This is a genomic window from Ruegeria sp. CDSC068, assembly GCF_059610545.1.
This window is the reverse complement of the sequence record NZ_JBXWNV010000001.1, coordinates 100,907-122,412: the sequence shown is the minus strand read 5'-3', so window position 1 is coordinate 122,412 and position 21,506 is coordinate 100,907. Positions and strand designations below refer to the sequence as shown.

Below are 21,506 nucleotides of genomic sequence, written 5' to 3'. Positions count from 1 at the left end.
CCCACTTCAAAGTGAGGCCGATATGACAGATATTAATGCCCAAGGGAGGACCAACGTTTACGAGGGTCCAAATGGCACACTCAGCAACACAATCTCACGCACGCTTTTCGCTGCCCGGTCTGATCGCGTCCATCGCAGCATCAGTCTACGGGGCTCTGATCAGTGTGGCCGAAGCTCAATCACGCGTTCGGCAAGTCGAATTCCTGCAATCGCTCAGCGACGAAGAGTTGAAAAAACGCGGCCTATCACGCGAACGGATCGTGCACCGGGTGTTTGCGGATTCAATCTGGCTCTGACCATTTCTGCTCCAGAGGAGGCGACGGTATGACCGCCCTGCTCTGCACCGCACGCCGTTACTCGGATCATATGCACGGCGACTCCGCAGATTGCCTGTCGCTGACTTATGACGATCGGTTTTTGCGTCGCAAGGTTCTGACCTGTGAAAGTGGCGAACAAATTCTCGTCGATCTGTCGCAAACGACCTCGTTGAACCACGGTGGCACGTTGGTTCTGGACGACGGTCGCGAAGTGGAAATACAGGCTGCACCCGAAGCACTGCTAGAGGTTTCCGCTCCGGACCTGACACGCATCGCGTGGCATATCGGCAATCGCCACACGCCCTGCCAGATCGAAAAAGACCGTCTGCTGATCCAGGTCGATCATGTGATCCGAGACATGCTTTTGAAAATCGGAGCCACAGTGCGCGAGGTGCACGAACCGTTCAACCCCGAAGGCGGAGCCTATGGCCATGGCAGGACACATGGCCACGCCCACTGACGCCGATGTCCTGACGCTGACCCAGTGGTTGTCTCCGGCATACCCTGTGGGGGGCTTTGCCTATTCTCATGGGTTGGAAGCTGCAATTGACGAAGGAGCGGTCGCCAGTTCCCAAGACGCCGAAGCCTGGATTTCAGATGCGCAGGAACACGGATCTGGATGGAATGATGCTCTGTTCGTGGTGTCCGCATACAACGCGCGGGACAAAGATGAACTTTTTAGCATCGATGCCAAGGCACGGGCTATCTGCGCGTCATCCGAAAGGAAAATGGAAACCGAACTGCTGGGACAGGCGTTCGGAACTGTCACAGGAGATGTCTGGGATTTAGACATCCAACAGCTTTCCTACCCAGTGTCGGTGGGCCACGCCGCGCGTCTGCAAAACCTCCCCCTACTGCTGACGACGAAGATGTATCTACAAGCATTCGCAAGCAACTTGGTCGCTTGTGCAACGCGTCTTGTGCCGCTGGGGCAAACCGACGCTCAGAAACTGATCCGTAATTTGACACCGCAATGTGCTCATATCGCCGAAAAGGCGCAATTGGCAGGTTTAGAAGAACTAAGTTCGACTGCGTTCCTGACGGACATCGCGTCGATGAGACACGAAATACAGTATTCAAGGATATTCCGAACATGAGCAGTATGAACGGCCCTCTTCGCGTTGGCATCGGTGGTCCGGTTGGAGCCGGAAAGACCACATTGACCGCTGCCTTGTCTGAAGCCCTGCGCGATGCTTGTTCAGTGGGCGTCATCACCAATGACATTTATACGCAGGAGGATGCCGAAGCGCTGGTGCGCATGCAGGTCCTTCCCCAAGATCGGATTATCGGCGTCGAAACGGGCGGTTGCCCACATACAGCAATCCGCGAGGATGCATCGATAAACCTTGCCGCTGTCGCTGAAATGCAGGAACGCCATCCAGATCTTGATATCGTTCTGATCGAAAGCGGTGGCGACAATCTGTCGGCTACTTTCAGCCCGGAACTCGCAGACCTTACAATCTATGTGATCGACGTCGCCGCTGGAGAGGAAATCCCGCGAAAAGGCGGACCAGCAATAACAAAATCCGACATCCTGGTCATAAACAAAACCGACCTGGCGCCACATGTTGGCGCTTCATTGGAGGTCATGGAAAGAGATGCAGCCATAATGCGCAAAGGGCGGCCTTTCTTGTTCACGTCCCTTCGTTACAAAAAGGGGATTAGCGCAATTGTTGACCTCCTGGTGAAGCAAGGGGGGGTAATGATTTCAGAAGTGACTTAGCTTCCAGAATAGAGATGCCAAATTGTCAGCACCTAAACTCGATTGGAGAGGCCGAAAGTACAGTCTTTCATTTCAACGTTTGTCTGGGTGGCAGTTTTTGTCTTCACTCATCGGCTGTCCGTATACGAAATGCTCTAGCCAAGCTAAACAACTATCCGAAACCATACCATTCTTCGGGGCCGATTTGTTACGCGCTACGCTGGTTCCGCCATCAGATATTTCTGCCTGATGCGCGAAAGTTCGGCATCGCTGCAGCGCTGCGTCTTGGTCGTTCGTGCCTTTGCAGAAATTTCTCCGTTTAGGGCACGCAAGTCGCGAAATTGCGACGTTTGTTGCGGGTTCGGAGCAGTCGTTTCTAGAATTCAACTCAATGTCTGTTTTGCGGACCTTTCCGTCATTCGCCATGTCTGCAATCTGCTGGACTAAACAAAGGATAGCAGCCACCAACCTGTCGTTCGATGCATAGGCGAATAGTCTGCCGCAAGCGCAAAGCCATCCACCGGCAGGGCGGAAAGCCGACATTCCGCACACGAACTTCATCGAACCGGTGTTATTCCTGACCTGACCGGTGGTCACGAAGACGTTCAGCGGCTGTCCCTGGCTGTCGCAGATGGCCTTTTGCTTCGAGCTTGCGCTGCCTTTGGTTCGGCCGAACAGCCCTCTTTGTCCCTTTAGTCCATAGGGTTGGACGACGTGCGTCCATCTGCAGATAGGTCTGATCAATCACCACGAGTACGTCCTCGCTATGATCGGCGTCCAGATCCTTCATCATTTCCGCGAAGAGGCCGTTGATGTGGACGTCCCCTGCCAATCAAACAAGTCATAAATTATCGAACTGTCAGAGAACAGGTGAACATCAGAGCACCGGAGGTTTAGCGCGGTCAAACGAGTAATCAGAGGAGTTTTTCGATTTTTTGATTGCCGAAACCGGTTTCGGAGCGAACAAATAATGGAATGAGAACGAATCCCAGTCTACCGAAGCGCGAATCTTCGCTCCGCCGCGATCCCTCCTCCCGAAGGGTGAAGCTGGACGAGTTGGCTGATCACCTCGGTCTTTCAAAGAGCACCGTGTCGCGTGCTTTGAACGGGTATTCCGACATCTCGGAGACCACCAGAAAACGGGTCGAATCTACTGCAAGAAAGATGGGCTATCGCCCGCTCAGCCACGCGCAGGCGATCCGCACAGGGAAAGTACGTGCAATTGCGATGGTCATTAACAGCGGGGAACCGGACCGGCACAATCCGTTTCTGCAGGACTTTCTGGCGGGCGCTTGTGAAGGTGCCAGCGCATTCGATTGGACTATGACTATCTCAACGGCCAAGTCCGAAAAGGATATGCTCAACGTTCTGGGGCGCCTTGTGGAAGAGCGCAAAGCCGATGGGTTTATTCTGCCCAGAACGGAAGTCGACGACGCTCGTATCAAGTATCTAAGCGCATTGAATGTTCCATTCATACTCTACGGTCGAACGGGATACGGGCAAGCGGACCCTTACGACGATACATCTTGGTTTGATATCTCGGGTGAAACGGCAATTCGTAGCGCGGTCAGTCGTTTGAGTGGTTTTGGCCATCGTCGCATCGGCTTCGTCGGCAGCGATCCGAAATTCAACTACAGCCACCTTCGACGCGATGGCTATCTCGAAGGTCTGAAGGCCTCTGGCTTACCTATCGATCCTGAACTGATCCGCGAGGGCGCGCGCACCCGTGATGAAGGGGCAGTCCAAGCCCGAGCTTTGCTGGAACTGGAGAATCCACCGACCGGGATCGTCTTTGCGACTGATCTGGCCGCATTAGGGTCATACACTGTTTGCGCCGAGTTTGGCCTGCAAATCGGTAAGGACGTCTCGATCCTTGGGTATGACGGCATACCCGAAAGCCAATACGTCAGCCCGGGTCTTACGACATTCAGCGTCGATTCACAGCGGGCTGGCGAACGCCTTGCTGAAATGCTCATACGGCAAACCCGTGGAGAAGCACCGGAAAGCCTGCGTGAGCTGGGCGAAGCCGTTCTTTTGGAACGGAATTCTGATGGACCACCGCGCCTGACACCTGAAGAGTTGGCGCGAAAAATTACACAATACACAAATGGAAATCGGGGAGGAGACCGATCATGAAACTTACATCAAAGGCATCTCGACTGATGCTTGGCACATCGCTGGCGCTGGCGCTGGCAGCCGTATCAGCACAGGCAGATACAATTCGTTTCTGGACAACTGAGGAGCAACCAGAACGGCTCGCAAAGCAGCAGGAAATGGCGGACCAGTTTAAAGCGGAAACCGGCACCACAGTTGAGGTAATTCCGGTCACCGAAACCGATCTGGGCACACGAGCTACCGCAGCTTTCGCAGCGGGGGATCTGCCTGATGTGGTCTATCATCCATTGCAATACGCGCTGCCTTGGGCCGAAGCAGGTATCCTTGACACCGAAGCTGCGACAGAAGTGATCGAAGAGCTGGGCGCCGACACATTTGCACCCGGCGCATTGGGTATGGCGGCTTTTAATGACGAAACAGCTTCAGTACCTGTCGATGGTTGGACGCAAATGGTTGTCTATCGCAAAGACCTGTTTGACGATGCCGGGCTGGATGCGCCCAACTCATTTGACAGCGTATTGGCTGCGCTGGAAAAACTGCACAACCCGCCGGAAATGTACGGCTTTGTCGCCGCGACCAAAGTTGATGAGAACTTCATGAGCCAGGTGCTGGAACATGTGTTCCTCGCCAATGGCGTTTCGCCGGTTGGCGCTGATGGTTTCCAGCCACTGGATGAGGCCAAGACAACCGAGGTTCTGGACTTCTACAAAGCAATCTCAAAAGCGTCGCCTCCGGGTGAGCTGTACTGGAAGCAATCGCGAGAGCTGTATTTCGACGGCAAGGCCGCGATGATCATTTGGTCGCCCTTCATTCTGGATGAACTGGCCGGCTTGCGGGACAGCGCTCCGCCAACAATTAGCGACGATCCGACCTCAAGCGAATTGGCGAGTAAGACTGGAATCGTGACCAACTTCTCTGGCCCGTCCAACCCGGATGGCGCAGCATGGGGCGATGTGCGGTATTTCGGCATTACCAACGATGCGGATACGGACGCCGCGATGGAATTCGTGAAATTCGCGATGGATGACGGGTACACCCAAACTCTGGCAATTGCGCCTGAGGGCAAATTCCCTGTTCGTCGCGGCAACGCCGACAATCCGACAGCCTTTTCTGAAGCATGGGCCGAGCTGCCTGTAGGCGTTGACCGCAAGGCCCCTCTGGGTGAGCTTTATGACCAAGCCATGATCGACGAAATCGTGGGCGGTCTGGACGTTGCACAGCGCTGGGGCGTGGCTGAAGGTCAATTGGCGCTGGCGTCGAAGATGATCAACTCTCAGGCCATCAACCGCGTGGTCCGGCAGTATATCGACGATGAGATTGACGCGGCTGCCGCAGTTGCAGCTATGAACGAAGAGCTGGCCAAAGTTCAGTAATCAACCAGCACCTGCAGCGGCGTTCGCGCCGCTGCTCGCAACCCTTCGAGGTATTCCATGTCTTCGGCCACCCCACCGACCGGAACCGGGGCTCTTGCCAAACGCGAGGCGCGTCTGGCTTGGGCGCTGCTGGCTCCGACCGTGATCAGCGTGTCGCTTGTGGTGATCCTGCCCTTGCTGGCGATCATCTGGATCAGCTTCAAACCGTTTACCCTGTCCGACCTGCGCCCGCCTGCTCCGGTTGTCCGTGAAAGCCTGCGCGGCTCTGGTGACGATCTGCGGATCGAATACCGCCTGCGCAACTCCAGCCAGGAAATCGCCGTTGAAGGCGTGACCCTGAGTGATGTGCTGCCAGATGGCATCGCCGCCGGAGAAATCGTCGAGCCCTGCGTCCTTGAGGGGCGGGATTTGTTTTGCGATTTTGGCACCTTGGACGGCGGTCAGCGTGAGCGTATCCGCATCCCGGTCACGGTCGACGGAGATCTCCAAGCATTCGAGGAATTCGTCGAAGAATCCGAGCCTCGCCTCACAGGAAGCGGGCCAAACGTTCTGACCAACCTTGAGTTCAGCCTGGAAAACTTTGCACGTGTCTTTGATGGTTCGGAATTCTGGGGCGTTCTCTGGGTCACGCTGTTCTACACAGTCTTCGGCACGATTGGCGCTTTGGTCATGGGCTTGTTCGCCGCTTTATTGCTGAACAAAAGCTTTAGGGGACAAGGCTTCATCCGTGGCCTCTACCTGTTCCCCTATGTCGCCCCCGTCATCGCCGTCGCATTCACTTGGGTGACGCTGTTTGACCCTTTCTCAGGTTCCGCTAACGCTTTGCTAGTGCAGATGGGGCTGAGCAGCGAGCCAATCAATTTCTTCGGTGAACGCCCGTTGGCGCTGATCATGGTCACCGTGTTCGAAATCTGGCGCTACTTCCCGCTGTCGTTCCTGTTCATCCTGGCCCGGATGCAGTCCATCGACTCCAGCATGTATGAGGCGGCGGATATGGACGGAGCTTCGCCGTTCCAGAAGTTCTGGCTGCTGAGCATCCCGCAACTGTTGGGCATTCTATCAGTGCTGTTCCTGCTTCGCTTCATTTGGACGTTCAATAAGTTCGACGACATCTTTCTGCTGACCGGCGGCAATGCGGGCACCCGCACGCTTACCGTGAATGTCTATGAGCAGGCCTTTGCGATCTCGAACATCGGTGCCGGTGCGGCGGTGGCCGTTGTGATCCTGGTGTGCTTGATCGCCTTCAGCTTTGTCTTCTTCCGCTTCATCAGCCGTGAGGAGGGTCTGTGATGCGCAAAGGGTATCTTACTGCCCCGGTACTGGGCGCAATCTGGCTAGTGGTGATCGCAACCACGGTGGCAATCACCATGTCGTTTTCAACCGGGGCCGCTTTTCGCCCACAAGTTCTGCTCTGCCTGATCTGGGGTGCAGTCGCCGGTTTGATCTATGTCCGCTTTCCTGCGCAGCATGCTTCGGCCCGCCTCGGCATATCGGCGTTTCTGGGCCTGTCCGGGCTGACCGGGTTTGGTCCGGTTCTGATCGGCTCGGACACATCCCAGCAGGCTGTTGTGGTCACAGTTGTCGCCATGGCCATCGTCATGCACCTTTCCCTGGCGGCGATCCTTAAAGAAACGCCCTTCGGAGAGCTCACGCGCCATGAATACGAAGAGGCGGTGATCCGCTTCTTCACAGGGTTCGGGTACATCTTCTTCACGGCAATCGTCGTGATCCCCTTCTACGTGATGGTGATGACCAGCCTGAAATCTCAACAGGCATTGCTGCAGAACCCGTTGGACTTCTCCGTCGACCTCTCCCAAGGCGCCGATCTGTTCCGCAGCTACACCGAGCTGTTTCGTGACTTCAATTTCGGTACATACCTATGGACTTCGCTTTATGTCTCGGTCCTGACCGTATTCATCACGCTACTGTTCAGCGTGCCCGGAGCTTACGCGGTGGCGCGGTTCCGGTTTCAGGGTCAAAAGGCGTTCTCGCGTTCGATACTGTTGATCTACATGGTGCCGATGATCGTTCTGGCACTACCGATCTATATCGCCTTCTCGCTGACAGGGCTGCGCAACTCGATCCTCGGGATTGTCATGATCTATCCGGTCACCACGATCCCGGTGGCCCTGTACATGCTGCAAGGTTATTTCCGGGGCCTGCCGACCGAGGTGGAGGAAGCCGGGCTGATGGACGGTCTGTCGCGCCTGGCGGTGATCTGGAAGATCACCCTGCCCCTCAGCCTGCCCGCGCTGGCCTCAGTCTCGCTCTATGTCTTCATGATCGCGTGGAATGAATTCCTGCTGGCCTTCATGCTGCTGGACGACCCGTCGAAATTCACTCTGACCCGAGGGGTCACGATGCTGAACTCCTCAGAAATTCCCCGTCAGCACCTGATGGCCGGTGCGGTGATCGCCACCGTTCCGATCATGGCGCTGTTCCTGGGGCTTGAACGTTTCATGACCAAGGGCCTCACAGCGGGGTCTGTCAAAGGATGACACAGATGAACCAACATACGAACCCCGATCGCGAAGCGCGCAATATCCTGAATGCCAACGATCGCGGCGGCTACACCATTCCTACCGAGGGGCTGTACCCATACCAGTGGAACTGGGACAGCGCGATTGCCGCGCTTGGCTTTGCCCAATTCGACCTCGATCGCGCCTGGACTGAGATCGAGACGCTGTTCACCGGGCAATGGGAAGATGGCATGGTTCCGCATATCCTGTTCCACCAGCAGGATGAAGGGTATTTCCCCGGTCCCGATGTTTGGGGATGCAATGGCCCGATCCCGTCTTCGGGCATCATCCAACCCCCCATTGCCGCGACCATGGCACGTAAAATCTGGGAACAGGATACCGCGTTTGGGGATGCTCGCATGAAGGAGCTGTTCCCTAAATTGTTGGCGTGGCATCGTTGGATTATGAAATGGCGCCTGGATGAATTCGGTGCCGTTTGCACGACCCATCCGTGGGAGGCAGGTCGCGACAACGCACCTGATTGGGACAACTCCATGGCGCGCATGGATGCATCGGATGTTGGAGAATACCAGCGCCGCGACACCAGCCACGTGAACAGCGACGACCGACCCACAAAGTTCGACTACGACCGATACATCAAGCTGGTTCAGATCGGCAGAGATGCGGGATGGGACCAGCAAGCCCTGTTGTCCCTGAACCCGTTCCGCGTCGCCGATCCCACTATGACGTTCACCACTCTTCGTGCTGCACGGGACGTGCTGATGATCAGCGAGAAGCTCGAACTGGAGGCCGAGGGCCTGAGTGAGGACATTGAAAAGCTGGAATCCGGCGCGCGTTCGCTTTGGAACGATGACCTAGGGAGCTTCGACTCCCGTGACGCGCATACCGGGGAGATGGCCGAGAGTATTTCCAACGCGTCATACTTGTGTTGGTACGCTGGCATGGAGTCTGATCGGATGCTTAAAGGATTGAAATCAGTACTGGAAACTGTGCCTTACCCCGTTCCAAGCTATGATCCGGACATGCCGAAATTCGACGCACGTCGGTACTGGCGAGGTCCGACCTGGGCTTTCATGAACATGATGATCGGGTTTGGCCTGGCGGATATGGGGCATGCACAACAGGCAGAACAGCTGCGCCAGAAAACTGCCGAACTGATATCGGGCTATGGGTTCGCAGAGTACTTCGACCCAAAAACCGGCAGCCCTGCGGGTGGCCAGGCATTCACCTGGACAGCCGCCGTCTGGCTTCACTGGGCAGGGAGGGCCTGATGGGTAGCATCGAACTAAAGTCAGTCGAAAAATGGTTCGGCTCGGCGCAGGTTATCAAGGGCGTAGATCTCAAGATCAAGGAAGGTGAGTTCATTGTCTTCGTCGGCCCGTCCGGCTGCGGAAAGTCCACCCTGCTGCGCATGATTGGTGGGCTCGAGGACATCTCGCGCGGATCTCTGTTGATCAGTGACAGCGACGTCACAGATCATCCGCCCTCAAAACGCGGGCTGACGATGGTGTTCCAATCCTATGCGCTATACCCGCACCTGACGGTTGCTGAAAACATGGGGTTCTCTCTGAAAGTTGCAGGGGTACCTAAGGTCGAGATAGCCGAACAGGTCAACCGGGCCGCCGAAGTTCTCAAGCTGGGACCGTTCCTTGAGCGCAGACCAAAGGACCTGTCCGGCGGTCAGCGGCAGCGGGTGGCCATCGGAAGATCTATCGTACGCGATCCGACGGCGTTCCTGTTCGATGAGCCGCTTTCAAACCTAGATGCAGCGCTTCGGGTTGAGATGCGGTATGAGATCGCCAAACTTCACCAAAGCCTCAAGCGTACGATGATCTACGTCACGCATGATCAAGTTGAAGCAATGACACTCGCGGATCGCATTGTTGTTCTCGAGTATGGCAAAATCGCTCAAGTAGGTACGCCTCGCGAGCTTTACGAACACCCGGCCAACCTGTTCGTCGCACAGTTTATCGGCAGCCCGAAGATGAATGTACTTCCGTGTTCCACGCAGGCGGGCAGATACACCCTGGAATACGGCAGAAGCGGTGATTTTGCTCTGCCAGGTGTTGCCGAGAAGTTGGGTGTTCGTCCTGAACACATCGAGGTGGTTGCCGCGGGTGAGGGTCAGAGTGATGGGATAATCGAGGTGATCGAATACCTGGGTGCAGACACTTTCCTGATTGTTGATTGCGGCGTGGAAGAAAAGGTAACCGTCCGACTTAACGGTGATACGGACCTTAAGCCTGGGGCGAAGATTGGTCTGCACTTCCCGACCGACAAACTGCACTTTTTTGACGAAAACGGGCAGGCTCTGGGGCATGAATAGCAAATGCCACGCTCAGGCAGCAGGTCTTCGACGTTGCGAAGTGACAGCGGAAATCGAACATACATCATCAACATCAGGCGGATGATCTCAGGGCTGGTTTTGAAGTAGTGGAAGCGCGAGCGTCTTGTCATCCCGCGAAGCGACGAAACCACCCTACCCGCCTCAAGCCGGTTTCCTCTGACAATGCCCTTTGGTGTCTTTTGCGTATTTCCGGAACATAATTGACAATTTTGGACGCTGTTTTACAAAATCGGCCATGACGCAGCCAATAGATCGCAAGTTAGACATAGTTGTTTTGGTGAGTTCGCATTTTAATGTTTCGGCGACAACGTCTTTCGTGGATCCATTCAGAGTAGCAAATTACCTGACGGGTTCAGCTCGATTTTCTTGGACCTATGTCTCAGACCCCGGTGGTCCAATTGAATCCAGCAGTGGCTTGGTCGTTGACACTGCCCCATTGGCGGAGGTGGTGAGGCGCAAGCCTTGGATGGTTCTGGTGAGTACTAGTTGGACACCTGAGCGTCACGGGACACCTCAGTTCAAGGTAGCCCTACAGAAATGGGAATCGGGTGGAGCAATCGTTGGTGGTTTGGATACCGGCGCGATTGTACTTGCGACGGCTGGACTACTCAAAGGAAAGACCGCAACGGTTCACTATGAACACATCGACGCCTTTGCCGAAACGGCCCATGACACCACCGTGTCAGAGAACATGATTATTATGGATGGAAAGATTTTCACTTGTTGCGGGGGTTCTGCAGCAACCGATCTGGGATTGCGGTTTGTACATTCTGTCGCTGGTGAGAGTATCGCCAATGCATCTGCTCGATACCTTTTTCATCACAATGTGCGCGGAGAAGGCCAATCACAGAACCCCAAAGACATGGAGCCGCTGGGTTACGTCACCTCTGGAGTGGTAAGGGACGCGATCGATTTGATGGAGGCGCACTTGGAAGCCACTTTGTCGATCCCTGAAATATCAGCGAGGTTGAAGATTTCGCAACGACAACTTAGCCGATTGTTTCAGCAATATGTCCATAAGTCACCGATCGAGTATTACCGCGACATTCGCCTTGATCGCGCGCGCGGATTAGTGACGCAAACTGAGCTTAAGTTCAGCGAGATTGCGGAAGCATCAGGGTTTAATGGACAGGTTCATTTCAGCCGGGCATACCGCAAACGATTTGGATTGACACCCAGTGCGGATCGCATTGAAGGCCGCACCCCGTTCGAGTTTCGCGCTTGGCCAATGTTCAATCCCGACATCAAGTCCGAAAGTGTTGGGTAGCTTTTTGCATCGCTGTAAGCATCTTGTCGCGTTGCGCTGATAACTCTTCGGTACTTTGCCCCTGAGTTTGATCGTTAATGCCATCGACCAGTTTATTGATGACATCCTCATCAAGACGAGGGTCGCCCAGGTCGTCCCACCAGCCATTGAATGTGTCTTTGAAATGGTCACAGAAAGCCTGCAGGCCACCATCGCCTGCGCCTAAGTGAAAAAGGGTTGTCGGACCCATCGCCGCCCATCGCAGTCCCGGGCCAGCCCACATCGCTTTATCGATGTCTTCGACACTGGCAACACCTTCGACCGCCATATGAACGGCCTCGCGCCAAACTGCGGCTTGCAAACGGTTCGCGACATGTCCTGGCATGCCTTTCTTGATCCGGATCGTGATCTTACCAATGTCTTTGTAGAAAGCTTCTGTGCGGTCCAAGACATCTGAACCGGTGGAATCGTTGACAGTCAATTCGACCAATGGGATGAGATGCGGTGGGTTAAATGGATGACCTAGGATCAATTTGCTGGGATCGCGCCATCCCTCTTGCAAAGCTTCAAGCGTCAGGCCGGAAGTTGAGCTTGAAACTATTGCGTTAGGGTTCAACTCTGGCTCAATCCCGGCATAGGTCGAATGCTTAATTGCCAGTCTTTCTGGCACGTTCTCCTGAACAAATTGTGCGCCCTGGACAGCCGCCTCGGCGGTTGAAACGAAAGTGATAGCGTCGGGTGTGGCCCTATCTGTGAGGTTCAACTCGTCCAGTGCCGGCCAGGCTTTTTCGACATAAGAGCGAACGGATGCTTCGGTATTCGGATCGGGATCAAAGACGGTCACACTACGGCCCGAGGCGAGAAACAACGCGGCCCAGCTTGCCCCTATCACACCGGCTCCAAGAATGGCGGTTCTTTCAATTTCTGACATCATAACAGTCCAGGATTAAGGGGGGAGGCCGCCGTCAGGCCACCGTCCACCGTGAACAACTGGCCGGTTGCAAAAGACGAGTCGTCAGAGGCCAGCCACACAGCCATCGCTGCAATATCGGCAGGTTTGCCAAAGCGTTTGACCGCGTGGCGAGCCAGCGCGTCGGATTTGGCCTGTTCCGGGTCATGCGCGAGGTCGAACGCTGCGTCCAGCATGCCTGTTTCAATCCATCCCGGGCAGATCGCATTGCAGCGCACCGCTGGTCCGTGGTCCACTGCGATAGAGCGTGTGAGCCCATGCACAAACGCTTTTGACGCATTGTAGAGCGCCATCGATGGGTCCGCGGCATTGCCCGAGATCGAACCGATGTTGATGATCGAGCCACCTTGCGACATTTCTGGAATGAAGGCGCGACAACAGTTAAAAACGCCTCGCGCATTTACACCCATCACCAAGTCCCAATCCGCGTCCGAGCTTTCGGTAACAGTTTTTTCGACCTGAACGCCGGCGTTGTTTACAAGGATATCAGTCCCACCGACTATACTGACGATCTCTGCAACCGCTTCGGCGTCGGACACATCCAGTGTGTACCAAACCACATTTTCCGGCAGATCATCGGGTTGAGGGCCGCGCCCGCAGGTAGTGACAGCGGTCCCTTCAGCCAAGAACGCCTCAACAATACCCCGCCCAATGCCCTGCTTGCCGCCTGTGACAAAAGCGCGTTTTCCAGCCAACCGCATCAGTGTGCCACCATGACATGACGGATCGCAGTATAAGCGTCCAATGCATAGACCGACATATCACTGCCCGTGCCCGAGCCTTTCATCGCGGCCCATGGCATCTCGGGGGTCGCAACCCCATGCGTGTTTACCCAGGTGAATCCATAGCGCAACTTGGACGTCATTTGCATTGCTCTCCCAACATCTCGTGTCCAAACCGATGAGGCCAACCCGTAAGGTCCGTTGTTGGCGATCTTCAACGCATCTTCTGCCTCGGAAAAACGAGAGACAGTTACAACAGGTCCAAAGACCTCGTTGCAGGCAATCTCTGCAGTGTTGTCGACATTGGCAATGACTGTCGGCTGGTAGAAAAAGCCGTCTTCTTCGCCAGACGACCCACCGGAAACGATTTCAGAGCTGCAGCGTGCGCGATCGACAAAACCAGCCACACGATCCCGCTGTGCCGCAGAGACAAGCGGGCCCATTTCCGTTCCTTCAGCTTTCGGTGCACCAGTCTGGATCTGGTCAACTTGATCGGCAATCGCAGCCACAAGTTTGTCGTAAACACTGTCTGCAACCATCACGCGGCAAGGCTGTGCGCAGTCCTGACCGGCATTGAAGTAGCTGCCATATCGGATCGTCTCGGCCACAGCATCGAGATCAGCATCATCAAAGACAATGACCGGTGCCTTGCCGCCCAATTCCAGATGAACGTGTTTAATTTTCTGGGAAGCAGCCCGCATTGCAGCCATGCCTGTCGCCGGAGAGCCCGTAACACTGATCCCTTCCATCTGCGGGCTGTTCATCAGGGTATTTCCCACGCCGAGCCCGCGACCATGAATCACGTTTAGCACGCCTTTTGGCAGAACATCTTGTAACAATTCTGCAAGTCGCAAAGTAGATAGCGGCGTGATCTCGGAAGGTTTCAACACCACCGAACATCCTGTTGCAATTGGTGCGGCAATCTTCCAGGACGCCATCATCAGCGGATAGTTCCACGGCGCTATGGCCGCGACAGGGCCAATGGGGTCGCGCCGGATCATCGAGGTATGACCCGCGACATACTCTCCAGAGGCAGACCCCATCATGGTGCGCGCAGCCCCGGCGAAAAAGCGAAAGACATCGATCGTCAGCGGCATTTCGTCATCATGAGCCGATGGCCAGGGTTTTCCCACATCCAAGCTCTCAAGTTCTGCCAACTCCTGGCCGTTCGCCTCGATAACTTCAGCTATGTGAAGCAATATCGCAGCGCGTTCCGCGGGGGTCGCACCCGAAAAGGTCTCAAATGCCTCTGCCGAACTGCGCACTGCCGCCTCGGTCTGTGCATCGCCGGCCTCTTTTACTGTGCAGATGATTTCGCCTGTTGCAGGGTTCAGGATTTCCAACGCCTCTTCGGTACCTTCGACCAATTCGCCATTGATCAACATTTTCGTCTGCATAAGCGTCTCCTCAAAACCCAACCTGATCGCCGCCTTTTAGTGCGAGCCGCATGCGCGCTTCTGCTGGCGTCGCGACCGTAAGGCCAAGGTTCTCTATGATTGATCGGATGCGCGTGACCTGCTCCGCGTTGGATTTTGCCAACTCACCCTTGCCGATGAACAGGCTATCTTCGAGGCCCACGCGTAGGTTGCCGCCGCGCAATGCACTTTGGGTTGCAAAAGGCATTTGGTGACGGCCAGCGGCAAGGACAGACCATTCGTAATTCTCTGCCCCGAACAGCTTATCCGCTGTGTTGTGCATGTGGGTTAGATGGTCTGCATCCGCGCCAACGCCACCCAAGATGCCGAACACCATCTGAATGAAAAAAGGCGGTTTGATCAGGCCTTGATCCACGAACCATTTGACGTTGTAGAGATGGCCAAGATCATAGCATTCGAACTCGAACTTGGTGCCATGATCACCACCAAGTTTTTCAATGGCGTAACGAATTGTTTTGAAGGTGTTGGGAAAGATGAAGTCCTCTGTCATCTCCAGGAATGGCTGTTCCCAATCATGCTGAAACTCGGTGTATTTCTGCAGCATCGGAAAGATGCCAAAGTTCATGGAACCCATGTTGAGAGATGCCATCTCTGGGCTAGTCGAGGTTGCGGCCAGCAGGCGCTCATCCATCGACATACCCAAACCGCCGCCGGTAGAGACATTCATCACCACATCAGTGGACTGTTTGATCACGGGCAGGAACTGCTGAAATAGCTCGGGTCGGGGGTCGGGTTTGCCGGTCTCTGGATGCCGTGCGTGCAAGTGAATGATCGACGCGCCGGCTTGTGCCGCTTCAATACTTGCTGTCGCGATCTCGGCAGGCGTAATCGGCAGATGTGGCGACATCGACGGCGTATGGATGCCCCCTGTGGGTGCGCAGGTGATGATGACGGATTTGGGCATCAGAGTTTCATCTGCTGCACTTGTGCAGACAGCCCCCCGTCCAGAACCCACAACTGGCCAGAGGCATACCGTGCTTCGTCGGAAGCAAGCCAGTTAACCAGGTTTGCAATGTCCTGTGGCGTCCCGTAGGTGCGCGTCGGATGAACATCGCGCACGGCCTGTTGCAGCGTTTCAATATTGCCACCGCCGCCACCAGATCCATCTCCGTTGAAAAAGCTCTGCAGCATTGGGGTATCGATATAGCCGGGGCAGATGGCGTTTACGCGGATACCTTCGGGGCCATGATCGCAAGCCATTGCGCGGGTCAAAGCGTGTACTGCACCTTTGGTTGCGCAATAGGCCGCAAGGCCCGGATCAGCGATGAACCCATCGTAGGAGCCAAAATTGATGAGGCTTGCGCTATTCCCTGTCTTCGCCGCTTCGCGCATCAATGGGATGGCGTATTTCGAGGTCAGGAACGTGCCCGTGGAATTAACCGCAAAGCTTTGGTTCCATTCCTCCAGCGTAGTCTCTTCAACGGTTTTTTCGATCTCGATCCCGGCCGCGTTTACTAGGATGTCCAACTTTCCGTGTGTGGCGCGCACATGATCCATCGCCGCAACCGAGTCTGCCTCTTGAGTCACATCCAGCTTAACAAAATGACTGCCATCTTCGTCGTGCTGGTCTAACGATCCTTCCGGTGTGAGGTCAGCTGCAAATACTGTTGCGCCTTCTTTTAGGAACCGCGCGACAATTGCACGCCCGATACCACCGCGCGCGCCGGTCACAAGGGCAATTTTTCCGTTCAGCATCATTGGCCTCCATCCTTCAAAGGCGGATAGCGGTAGCGACTCGCGGCCACCGTCCAATCCAAGTTGTTGCGGACATACTGCTGGCTTGCATCAGATGGTGGGTTGTAATCCCATGGCGCGCTGGCACCTGCCTCCATCGCGGCATGTAACGCGCGGCGTGATCTCTGCGTGGCGATAATCTTCTTTCGCAATTCACTACCGTCCCACCGTTCCGCGACTTCGGCTGCAAAGCGGGCTGCCGGGTCAGCATAGTCAGGGTCTGTGGCAACATTTTTTGTTTCCAGCGGGTCAGCGTTTAGGTCGTAGAGCTGCGGCGGGTCGCTGTCACAATGAATGTATTTTAAAGGGCCGCGCCGGATCATGATTACGGGATAGCCCGTCATCTCAGCGCAATACTCACCGATGGCTTCATCAACTGGGTCGTATTCGCCACGGGCCAAAGGCATTAGACTGCGGCCGTCGATCGGTTCTCCGATCATCGTCTCATTACCGCCGCCGATATCGATAAAGGTCGGCAGCAAATCAACCAGTGACACTGCATTCTGCGTTGTCCCCACTACAACGCCCGGCCCGGCCATGACCAGTGGAACGCGCGCAGAGTGTTCAAAGAAATTCATTTTATACCACAGCCCACGTTCTCCCAGCATGTCGCCGTGATCCGCAGTTACAAACACTATAGTGTTGTCCAACTCGCCCGTCTCTTCGAGGGTCTGAATCAGCTCCCCGATCTTGCTGTCGAAGTAGCTGACATTGGCCAGGTAAGCATGACGCGCGCGACGGATTTCTTCGTCGCTGAGCGGCACATATGATGCTTCGATCCCATCCATCAATCGACGCGAGAACGGGTCCTGATCCTCTGTCGCGGGTGTAAAGGACGGCATGTCGATCTCATCGTCCAAATAGAGATTCCACCATTCGGGCCTCGCAACGTAAGGATCATGCGGGTGAATGAAGCTTACCACCATCGCAAAGGGCGCATCGTTCCCACGTGCTTTGTCTCGGGCAACATCGAAGAGCCAGCGATTGGCGGCAAAGCCAACTTCATTGTCATAGTCGATCTGGAAGGTTGCATGGGCCAAACCGCTTTCCTTGACGGTTTGCATGTTATGATACCACTTATCGATCCGCTCATCAGGCGCTTCCCAATCCGGGGTCCATGCGAAATCTGCGGGGTAGATATCGGTTGTTACCCTGTCTTCGAACCCATGCATCTGATCTGGGCCAACGAAATGCATCTTGCCTGAAAGACAGGTCCGGTAGCCTAGCGATTTAAGGTAATACGCAAATGTTGGCACCGATGCTCTGAACTCGGATGCATTGTCATAAGCTGCAATGCGGCTGATGTGCTGGCCCGACATAAAAGCAAACCGTGAAGGTGCGCAGAGTGGAGAATTGCAGTAAGCCGCATCAAAGCGCATGCCGCGCGCGGCTAACGCATCAAGGTGGGGTGTCTTGGCAACCTTGTGCCCGTATGCCCCAGTGAAGTGCGGTGCCAATTGGTCCGCCATTATCACGAGGATGTTTGGCCGCGTCACGCAGCACCTTTTGCGTAAGCATCCAGGACTAGGCCATGGAAGTGATGTACGGCGTGCTCAGATTTGCCGGAACCATCCGGGTCATTGACGATCCGACCTTGGGTGAACGCAGGTGTGTTCATCCCGCGCTGCACACTTTCGACAAGGCTGATATCTTCGACCTGAAGAACTTCGTCCAGATAACGAATTGCGTCCAACTCCATCGCGTCGGGTTCCGGCGTCTCAAGGAAGAAGTCGTAAGTTTCAAGCGTCCGATCTGGCCCAACGGGGATGATGTTCAACACGATCATGCTTGACCGTCCCGGATACCGCATCAGGCAGGTCGTCGGGTAGAGCCACCAAACCGCATGGGTTTTCACGGTGGCATTCGACACGTCATAAGCGGAATTCGGACTTGTGCCCGCGTCAGCCATATGGCTGGAGTAAATGCCGTAGGTCGTAACCTTGTAGGTATCCATATCCACGAGGTCACAAAAATCTTTGTGCGCTGTAGGACAGTGATAGCACTCTAGGAAGTTGTCCACGACGTTCTTCCAGTTGGATTTGATGTCATAGGTCAGACGATAGCCAAAAGTGAGTTGATCCACATCCGGTGCCCAATGGCGCACTTCGGTTTCCAAGTTGCCGGATTGTTCTGACAAAGAAGCTGCCATCGGATCCAAATTAACGAAAACAAAGCCGCAAAATTCCTCGACCTGCACTGCATCGAGACAAATCTCGTCTTTCCTGAAATCTTCGAGGTTTTCGGTATGTGGCGCGCGGGCCAATTGCCCGTCAAGTTTATAGACCCAAGCATGATAGGGGCACATGATCCGCGTTGTATTGCCTTCGCCCGACAGCAATTCATGCGCACGGTGTTTGCAGACATTATAAAAGGCACGAAGCTTACCCTCTTTATCACGCACAACGGCAATTGGTTGGCCGGCAATATCCACTGTTACATAAGATCCCGGCCCACGTGTTTTCTCGACATGACATACCCATTGCCAAGTTTTGGAGAGGATGGCGCGAAGGTCTGCGTCAAACCACTTGCGCTCGGTGTAGGCTGCAGCCTGCAATGAGCTGGAGCGCGATGGATCAGCATGATAGCCAAAGAAAATTGTATCTGAATCAGTCATGATTGCGCCTCCGATGTTAGGTTAAATCTATTTCAAGTGGGATTCGGAGCTATGTTTAATCAGCCGCTAGTTTGATTATTTTCGCCAAGCATTTGGCTTTCGGGGACACCGTATTAATCCACCAAGCATTGGAATTAGCTGACAAGCGAATGCTGGCCCCTTGCCGGCTCCTGTTCAGCGGTCATTCCTGCACATTGCAGAAATCAGCAAAATGGGCCCAACGCGGACATCTGAGCACTTTTGTCGGATGTCCACAAAGCGGCTGCAACCGGACGCTAATACCAGCCGGCACGCGGCAACGTCTGCTTTGACGTCCCACTGACTGCTTATGCGGGAACCGGACCTTGAATTGAACAGGACCTACGTCCGAGTTGCGGACAAAGCTAACTTTCATGTGGCGTGAATACGCACCTCGCTTCTTTCTAAACGACTTGCCCACACTTTGCCTTGAGACATAAGCAATCTTGATAGTATCTGATCCAATGAGAAATCTTCTGGCCACTATCGTCTGTGTTTGCGTTACCCCATGTTTTGCGTTGGCAGATATACCGACGCCTTTCTACAGCAAATCTGCTTTGCTTGACGCTGACAGCTTAATTTTGTGCTCGGATTTTGATGAGATCAACGCTTCGCGTGTCTCTCAGTTTCTCAGCGAACTAGATCAAAACACCGCAACAGTGAATGTGAAGGATGGCCCTAAGCGCCCACCAAAGGCATTAAGTTTCAATGTGTTAGTAGTCGTCACCGGGATTGAAGCTCAATATACTACCGAACAGTGCGCAAGCGACACTGTTCCATACGGAGGTATTGTATCGAACGAGATTGCAACTGCAGCAAAGAGGCTCTTTGAAGATTTGGAGCATCCAAACGCAGCAATAGATGCGGCACTCGGCGAGACAAAATGGGTCAGCTCAAATTTCTACCACGAAGCAGAAAACTGGGTGACTATCGTCATTGCGATGCGAGAGCCGTCCACTAATTTCACGATGATCAATTTGTTCGACCAACCTCATACGGCCTGTGAGCAGAATTCGGCTTGCGTAGAACCGTAGGTTTGGGCTCGAACCAGACCTTCGATGAGGCCGATGGAAACGGCCGCTTTCAAGGGCCGTTTGCCTCCTTCGGAATTTCGATGGGAGAGGCGAGCTTCGCCGACCAAGAACGATTGCGGCATGCGAATTAATCCTGAAATTTGGAGTGCAAAGTTTCGGTTGAATCCGAGTGCACAGTTTTTGGTAGCAACGCCGAATCTTCCCTGCAATTTCGTGCGCCGCAGTGCAGTGTTATGCGCGTCCCTACAACTTATTGTAGGTGCGCCCATAGCTTTGCATTTCGCCTAAAGGTTTGCGTCTTTGGCCCAAAGCTTTGGGCGCAGTGACCGCCCGTTGTTTCTTGAACTCGAAGCTGAATGCTCGCAGGGCTAATTCTTGACTAGCTCCTGGCTCCAGTCGCCATTCCGGTAAAGCTTGCAAAGCCGCTGCTTCTTGGCCAGAGCGGCTATGCCTGATCCGAGAACAGGACTGAAGGCTGCTAGGGTCAGGATGCATTGATTTTCGGTGCGCAAACTGACTCATGGCTCCCAAAACGGAGCGGTGACATGAGCGATCTTTATCGGCTAACCGACGAGCAGATCGCCAAGCTCGTCCCATTTTTTCCGAAGTCGCACGGCAAGCCCCGGGTTGATGACAAACGGGTGTTGAGTAGGATTATATTGATCAATCGCAATGGTTTGCGCTGGCGAGATGCCTCAAAAGAATACGGACCTCACAAGACGCTTTATAGCCGATGGAAGCGTTGGAGTGAGAAAGGCATCTTAGCGCGGATCATGGCTGGTCTGGCCGCCGAGCACGGCGAAGAGAAGACATTCATGATTGACGCGACCTATCTAAAAGCACACCGCACTGCGACCAGTATGGCCGCGAAAAAGGGGGGTGTGACCGCGTGATCGGTAGAACCAAGGGCGGCGCTGCATGCTATATGTGATAGCCAAGGGCGCCCGCTCAACCTGTTCGCTACCGCCGGGCAAGTCAGTGATGACATCGGTGCTCGGGCTCTGCTCAGCAGTATATCAAACGTGGATTGGCTGCTCGGGAATCGCGGCTATGACGCCGAATGGTTCCGAAACTCGCCGAAAGACAAAGGGATACGTGCGTGCATCCCGGGGCGAAAGCAAGGCAAGACGCCGGTCAAGTACGACAAGCGCAGTTACAAGCGGCGAAACCGCATCGAGATTATGTTTGACAGGCTCATGTATTGGAGGCGCGTGGCGACACGCTTTGACCGTTGTCCCAAGGTCTTCCTCTCAGCCATCGCACTCGCGGAAACCGTCATATACTGTTTATGAATCCGGACCCTAGGTCTCGTCATGTCAATTCCTCATGTAGAATATCAGGCAACCATCGCAGGCCGAAATTAATCTCACGTATAAGAATTGCGGACTTTGCACCCGA

At 54.7% G+C, this 21,506-nt stretch carries 20 protein-coding genes and 2 pseudogenes; 13 read left to right on the top strand and 9 right to left on the bottom strand.

Features of this window, described 5'->3' with window-relative positions:
* Window positions 1–71 precede the first annotated feature (71 nt).
* From AC2FID_RS00535 to ureG, 4 genes are read left to right on the top strand one after another with little or no spacing between them, the layout of a single operon-like run.
* A complete protein-coding gene (locus AC2FID_RS00535; protein ID WP_109312318.1) occupies window positions 72–296 on the top strand; it encodes a DUF1127 domain-containing protein in 225 nt (74 codons plus the stop codon).
* Between the two features lie 28 nt (window positions 297–324).
* Window positions 325–777 (top strand): urease accessory protein UreE, encoded by a 453-nt coding sequence (gene ureE, locus AC2FID_RS00530; RefSeq protein WP_496834921.1) that lies wholly within the window; start codon window positions 325–327, stop codon window positions 775–777.
* A complete protein-coding gene (locus AC2FID_RS00525) occupies window positions 749–1,414 on the top strand; it encodes an urease accessory protein UreF (protein WP_496834919.1) in 666 nt (221 codons plus the stop codon). The genes ureE and AC2FID_RS00525 overlap by 29 nt, the downstream gene beginning before the upstream one ends.
* Entirely contained in the window at window positions 1,411–2,040 is a 630-nt protein-coding gene (gene ureG, locus AC2FID_RS00520) for an urease accessory protein UreG (RefSeq protein ID WP_496834917.1), read from the top strand. The genes AC2FID_RS00525 and ureG overlap by 4 nt, the downstream gene beginning before the upstream one ends.
* Window positions 2,041–2,590: 550 nt before the next feature.
* Here ureG and AC2FID_RS00515 read toward each other — a convergent pair.
* A complete protein-coding gene (locus AC2FID_RS00515; protein WP_282168658.1) occupies window positions 2,591–2,851 on the bottom strand; it encodes a hypothetical protein in 261 nt (86 codons plus the stop codon).
* 224 nt (window positions 2,852–3,075) lie between these two features.
* Here AC2FID_RS00515 and AC2FID_RS00510 point away from each other — a divergent pair, with 224 nt between their 5' ends.
* The 6 genes from AC2FID_RS00510 to AC2FID_RS00485 are packed head-to-tail and all read left to right on the top strand — an operon-like array spanning window position 3,076 to window position 10,313.
* The gene (locus tag AC2FID_RS00510) at window positions 3,076–4,155 is read left to right on the top strand and encodes a LacI family DNA-binding transcriptional regulator (protein WP_282168659.1); all 1,080 of its coding nucleotides are present in this window, start codon (window positions 3,076–3,078) and stop codon (window positions 4,153–4,155) included.
* Window positions 4,152–5,507 (top strand): ABC transporter substrate-binding protein, encoded by a 1,356-nt coding sequence (locus AC2FID_RS00505; protein WP_282168660.1) that lies wholly within the window; start codon window positions 4,152–4,154, stop codon window positions 5,505–5,507. The genes AC2FID_RS00510 and AC2FID_RS00505 overlap by 4 nt, the downstream gene beginning before the upstream one ends.
* Window positions 5,508–5,564: 57 nt before the next feature.
* Window positions 5,565–6,797 carry a carbohydrate ABC transporter permease gene (locus AC2FID_RS00500; RefSeq protein ID WP_496834915.1) on the top strand — a complete coding sequence of 411 codons (1,233 nt, stop codon included), beginning with the start codon at window positions 5,565–5,567 and terminating at the stop codon, window positions 6,795–6,797.
* Window positions 6,797–8,005 (top strand): carbohydrate ABC transporter permease, encoded by a 1,209-nt coding sequence (locus AC2FID_RS00495; RefSeq protein WP_496834913.1) that lies wholly within the window; start codon window positions 6,797–6,799, stop codon window positions 8,003–8,005. Before AC2FID_RS00500 ends, AC2FID_RS00495 begins: the two co-directional genes overlap by 1 nt.
* 5 nt (window positions 8,006–8,010) lie before the next feature.
* Window positions 8,011–9,258, top strand: a complete 1,248-nt coding sequence (locus AC2FID_RS00490) for an MGH1-like glycoside hydrolase domain-containing protein (RefSeq protein WP_496834911.1) — start codon at window positions 8,011–8,013, stop codon at window positions 9,256–9,258.
* Window positions 9,258–10,313, top strand: a complete 1,056-nt coding sequence (locus AC2FID_RS00485; RefSeq protein WP_496834909.1) for an ABC transporter ATP-binding protein — start codon at window positions 9,258–9,260, stop codon at window positions 10,311–10,313. Before AC2FID_RS00490 ends, AC2FID_RS00485 begins: the two co-directional genes overlap by 1 nt.
* 2 nt (window positions 10,314–10,315) lie before the next feature.
* Here the strand turns inward: AC2FID_RS00485 and AC2FID_RS00480 are convergent.
* Window positions 10,316–10,444 (bottom strand): annotated as a pseudogene (locus AC2FID_RS00480) (IS6 family transposase); the annotation flags it as partial.
* Between the two features lie 125 nt (window positions 10,445–10,569).
* On the opposite strand from AC2FID_RS00480, the gene AC2FID_RS00475 reads away from it, so the two are divergent.
* Window positions 10,570–11,601: a GlxA family transcriptional regulator gene (locus AC2FID_RS00475; protein ID WP_282150826.1), complete on the top strand. Its 1,032-nt coding sequence runs from the start codon at window positions 10,570–10,572 to the stop codon at window positions 11,599–11,601.
* Here the strand turns inward: AC2FID_RS00475 and AC2FID_RS00470 are convergent.
* Genes AC2FID_RS00470 through AC2FID_RS00440 form a run of 7 tightly spaced genes read right to left on the bottom strand, consistent with a single transcriptional unit; the run spans window position 11,579 to window position 19,056 of the window.
* Entirely contained in the window at window positions 11,579–12,511 is a 933-nt protein-coding gene (locus AC2FID_RS00470; protein ID WP_282168664.1) for a 3-hydroxyacyl-CoA dehydrogenase NAD-binding domain-containing protein, read from the bottom strand. The genes AC2FID_RS00475 and AC2FID_RS00470 overlap by 23 nt on opposite strands.
* Entirely contained in the window at window positions 12,511–13,251 is a 741-nt protein-coding gene (locus tag AC2FID_RS00465) for an SDR family NAD(P)-dependent oxidoreductase (protein ID WP_496834907.1), read from the bottom strand. The genes AC2FID_RS00470 and AC2FID_RS00465 overlap by 1 nt, the downstream gene beginning before the upstream one ends.
* Complete coding sequence (locus AC2FID_RS00460) at window positions 13,251–14,669, bottom strand: aminobutyraldehyde dehydrogenase (RefSeq protein WP_496834905.1); 1,419 nt, start codon at window positions 14,667–14,669, stop codon at window positions 13,251–13,253. Before AC2FID_RS00460 ends, AC2FID_RS00465 begins: the two co-directional genes overlap by 1 nt.
* Window positions 14,670–14,679: 10 nt before the next feature.
* Entirely contained in the window at window positions 14,680–15,612 is a 933-nt protein-coding gene (kce, locus tag AC2FID_RS00455) for a 3,5-dioxohexanoate:acetyl-CoA acetone transferase (protein WP_496834903.1), read from the bottom strand.
* Window positions 15,612–16,403: an SDR family NAD(P)-dependent oxidoreductase gene (locus AC2FID_RS00450; protein ID WP_496834901.1), complete on the bottom strand. Its 792-nt coding sequence runs from the start codon at window positions 16,401–16,403 to the stop codon at window positions 15,612–15,614. The genes kce and AC2FID_RS00450 overlap by 1 nt, the downstream gene beginning before the upstream one ends.
* Window positions 16,403–17,911: a choline-sulfatase gene (gene betC / locus AC2FID_RS00445; RefSeq protein WP_496835627.1), complete on the bottom strand. Its 1,509-nt coding sequence runs from the start codon at window positions 17,909–17,911 to the stop codon at window positions 16,403–16,405. The genes AC2FID_RS00450 and betC overlap by 1 nt, the downstream gene beginning before the upstream one ends.
* Before the next feature lie 23 nt (window positions 17,912–17,934).
* On the bottom strand, window positions 17,935–19,056 hold the full coding sequence (locus AC2FID_RS00440) for an aromatic ring-hydroxylating oxygenase subunit alpha (protein WP_496834899.1): 1,122 nt from the start codon (window positions 19,054–19,056) through the stop codon (window positions 17,935–17,937).
* A gap of 482 nt (window positions 19,057–19,538) precedes the next feature.
* Here AC2FID_RS00440 and AC2FID_RS00435 point away from each other — a divergent pair, with 482 nt between their 5' ends.
* Together AC2FID_RS00435 and AC2FID_RS00430 are read left to right on the top strand one after the other, a co-directional pair.
* The gene (locus tag AC2FID_RS00435; RefSeq protein ID WP_496754500.1) at window positions 19,539–20,108 is read left to right on the top strand and encodes a hypothetical protein; all 570 of its coding nucleotides are present in this window, start codon (window positions 19,539–19,541) and stop codon (window positions 20,106–20,108) included.
* A 545-nt stretch (window positions 20,109–20,653) separates the two neighbouring features.
* Window positions 20,654–21,400 (top strand): annotated as a pseudogene (locus AC2FID_RS00430) (IS5 family transposase).
* The last annotated feature ends 106 nt before the right edge of the window (window positions 21,401–21,506 follow it).

What these genes read in the sequence shown, in the direction of transcription:
- AC2FID_RS00535 (WP_109312318.1), top strand. Translation starts at nt 72, where the DNA reads ATGGCACACTCAGCAACACAATCTCACGCACGCTTTTCGCTGCCCGGT.
- ureE (WP_496834921.1), top strand. Translation starts at nt 325, where the DNA reads ATGACCGCCCTGCTCTGCACCGCACGCCGTTACTCGGATCATATGCAC.
- AC2FID_RS00525 (WP_496834919.1), top strand. Translation starts at nt 749, where the DNA reads ATGGCAGGACACATGGCCACGCCCACTGACGCCGATGTCCTGACGCTG.
- ureG (WP_496834917.1), top strand. Translation starts at nt 1,411, where the DNA reads ATGAGCAGTATGAACGGCCCTCTTCGCGTTGGCATCGGTGGTCCGGTT.
- AC2FID_RS00505 (WP_282168660.1), top strand. Translation starts at nt 4,152, where the DNA reads ATGAAACTTACATCAAAGGCATCTCGACTGATGCTTGGCACATCGCTG.
- AC2FID_RS00500 (WP_496834915.1), top strand. Translation starts at nt 5,565, where the DNA reads ATGTCTTCGGCCACCCCACCGACCGGAACCGGGGCTCTTGCCAAACGC.
- AC2FID_RS00495 (WP_496834913.1), top strand. Translation starts at nt 6,797, where the DNA reads ATGCGCAAAGGGTATCTTACTGCCCCGGTACTGGGCGCAATCTGGCTA.
- AC2FID_RS00490 (WP_496834911.1), top strand. Translation starts at nt 8,011, where the DNA reads ATGAACCAACATACGAACCCCGATCGCGAAGCGCGCAATATCCTGAAT.
- AC2FID_RS00485 (WP_496834909.1), top strand. Translation starts at nt 9,258, where the DNA reads ATGGGTAGCATCGAACTAAAGTCAGTCGAAAAATGGTTCGGCTCGGCG.
- AC2FID_RS00475 (WP_282150826.1), top strand. Translation starts at nt 10,570, where the DNA reads ATGACGCAGCCAATAGATCGCAAGTTAGACATAGTTGTTTTGGTGAGT.
- AC2FID_RS00470 (WP_282168664.1), bottom strand. Translation starts at nt 12,511, where the DNA reads ATGTCAGAAATTGAAAGAACCGCCATTCTTGGAGCCGGTGTGATAGGG.
- AC2FID_RS00465 (WP_496834907.1), bottom strand. Translation starts at nt 13,251, where the DNA reads ATGCGGTTGGCTGGAAAACGCGCTTTTGTCACAGGCGGCAAGCAGGGC.
- AC2FID_RS00460 (WP_496834905.1), bottom strand. Translation starts at nt 14,669, where the DNA reads ATGCAGACGAAAATGTTGATCAATGGCGAATTGGTCGAAGGTACCGAA.
- kce (WP_496834903.1), bottom strand. Translation starts at nt 15,612, where the DNA reads ATGCCCAAATCCGTCATCATCACCTGCGCACCCACAGGGGGCATCCAT.
- AC2FID_RS00450 (WP_496834901.1), bottom strand. Translation starts at nt 16,403, where the DNA reads ATGCTGAACGGAAAAATTGCCCTTGTGACCGGCGCGCGCGGTGGTATC.
- betC (WP_496835627.1), bottom strand. Translation starts at nt 17,911, where the DNA reads ATGGCGGACCAATTGGCACCGCACTTCACTGGGGCATACGGGCACAAG.
- AC2FID_RS00440 (WP_496834899.1), bottom strand. Translation starts at nt 19,056, where the DNA reads ATGACTGATTCAGATACAATTTTCTTTGGCTATCATGCTGATCCATCG.
- AC2FID_RS00435 (WP_496754500.1), top strand. Translation starts at nt 19,539, where the DNA reads ATGAGAAATCTTCTGGCCACTATCGTCTGTGTTTGCGTTACCCCATGT.